The organism is Bacillus sp. FJAT-27001, from assembly GCF_019039175.1.
In the GTDB taxonomy this organism is placed as follows: domain Bacteria; phylum Bacillota; class Bacilli; order Bacillales; family Bacillaceae; genus Bacillus; species Bacillus velezensis.
This window is the reverse complement of sequence record NZ_JAHOAA010000014.1, coordinates 35995-37607: the sequence shown is the minus strand read 5'-3', so window position 1 is coordinate 37607 and position 1613 is coordinate 35995. Positions and strand designations below refer to the sequence as shown.

General features: G+C 46.0%; 4 protein-coding genes and 2 pseudogenes. All 6 read right to left on the bottom strand.

All coding sequences use genetic code 11. The features are described from left to right. Positions 1 to 165: pseudogene (locus tag BGM27_RS20830) on the bottom strand (HK97 gp10 family phage protein); the annotation flags it as partial. Beyond that, positions 158 to 496 carry a phage head closure protein gene (locus tag BGM27_RS20260; protein ID WP_217031399.1) on the bottom strand — a complete coding sequence of 113 codons (339 nt, stop codon included), beginning with the start codon at positions 494 to 496 and terminating at the stop codon, positions 158 to 160. The gene BGM27_RS20260 and the pseudogene BGM27_RS20830, both read right to left, overlap by 8 nt. Beyond that, positions 493 to 801, bottom strand: coding sequence for a phage head-tail connector protein (locus tag BGM27_RS20255; protein WP_217031396.1), 309 nt, complete (start codon positions 799 to 801; stop codon positions 493 to 495). The genes BGM27_RS20260 and BGM27_RS20255 overlap by 4 nt, the downstream gene beginning before the upstream one ends. 8 nt (positions 802 to 809) lie before the next feature. Continuing rightward, the gene (locus BGM27_RS20250; protein WP_217031393.1) at positions 810 to 1082 is read right to left on the bottom strand and encodes a hypothetical protein; all 273 of its coding nucleotides are present in this window, start codon (positions 1080 to 1082) and stop codon (positions 810 to 812) included. A gap of 1 nt (position 1083) precedes the next feature. Then, positions 1084 to 1419, bottom strand: coding sequence for a hypothetical protein (locus BGM27_RS20245; RefSeq protein ID WP_217031390.1), 336 nt, complete (start codon positions 1417 to 1419; stop codon positions 1084 to 1086). Positions 1420 to 1423: 4 nt separating this feature from the next. Next, positions 1424 to 1613: pseudogene (locus BGM27_RS20685) on the bottom strand (phage major capsid protein); the annotation flags it as partial.

Below are 1613 nucleotides of genomic sequence, written 5' to 3'. Positions count from 1 at the left end.
GTTCCCCCCGTCTATTGCGGCGGTCGGAGCATTCAGAACAGCATGGCTGTAAATCAGCTCGGCCGTGTTTGTGACCAGTTGCTTAATATCATCTATGACCCGGTTTCTGAACTCGCTCGTGGCTCTTTGCATCTGTCTGACCCATCTACCACTGACCTCAGCCATTGCCCTTCAGCACCCCCGTAACCTGACATTTCAAATTCATAATCTCATGCATGCCGCCCTGGTCGATCGGTTCTGATTTGAGAGTCAGCACCTTGTTTTCGTAGATGATCCGCATTGTCTTCTCAATATCAGTGCGATACGGGAAATACACATTGCAATCAACCGGGTTCTGAAGTTGCTGAGCCTGATAATATTCCCGGGACGTAATCCCGCCGACAAAAGCCTCTGTTGTGAGATAATCGGTGAATTTTTCAACATAGCCCCCGCCGCCGTCCGGCACCTCTTCCAAACGCTGAAACGTGACAACATGCGGGAATTCTTCATAGATCATATGACTCTCAGCTTTCTGTATGGAGCAAGAAGCTTCGTAATGCTGCTTGGCAGATCTGTTTCATAAGAATATGAGACATCTCCCATACTTCGGCCGGAAAGATTGGACGGAGTCATGTTATGCTCGATCGCTTTCGCGACATACAGCTTTACCCCTGCTGGTAATTTTTCATCTCCATTGACCGTGAATGAGTTGTTGCACCAGTCTTTCGCTTGATCTATGAACAGAGGTAGGACCTCGGCCAGATAGGTATCGTGGCTGTCTGTTTTTATGCCAAGCATATTTTTTACGGTTTGAACATCCATAGAATCACCTACACTTCACCGAGAACAATTTTGATCAGTTCCTCTTTAGGCGCTTTGGGATCAAATTCATATTCGTTCTCCTTCAGAAAGACAACGATTTCATCCTTATTCACCTTTTTCAATTGCTCTTCAGTCAAATCAAGAAGGTTTGTACCCGGCCGTTCGTTCGACTCTTTAGATTGTTTGGCCTCTTCCACTCTCTTAAAACCAATGTGAGAATAAACTACCCCAAAAGCCTTTTCAGTGCATTCAATGGTTTTGGAACCGTTAGATGCTTTCATATCAAGCGCCGCCTCCTTCCAGTGCTTTTATCCGATTCTCTAAATCAGATAGTTTGGCTGTCACATCGTCACCGAGTTTAGCTAAAGTAACTGCCTTATCTCCCACATTTTTCGTTTGAACGCTCCCGGTGCCGATATTACGGTTTTGGACGGACCCATCACCGATATTGATGTTTTTCACTTCTCCGTCGCCGATCATTTCCGAAGTGATAGTTTTAGGAGCAGGCGCAGAACCCGGTAACCCGGTCACCTTCGCGCCCTCTTTTATTTCAAGCTCGCCACCGATCACCAATTTGTCGCCGTTATTAGTGTTATAGTTTTTAGATGTGTATCCCATAAGCTTACGCCTCCGTTGCTGGTGTAATAGCAGCAAAAGCATCATCGGTCAATGTCATGAATCCGACTTGCTGAGTCACACGGAGAGCAACCATATCTCTCTCATACAAGTTGATCGGGTTTCCTTCTGCATCAACAATCGTTGTCAATGTTGCATCCTCTGAGATTTTGTATTCCATGCCTTGAGGGATTCCG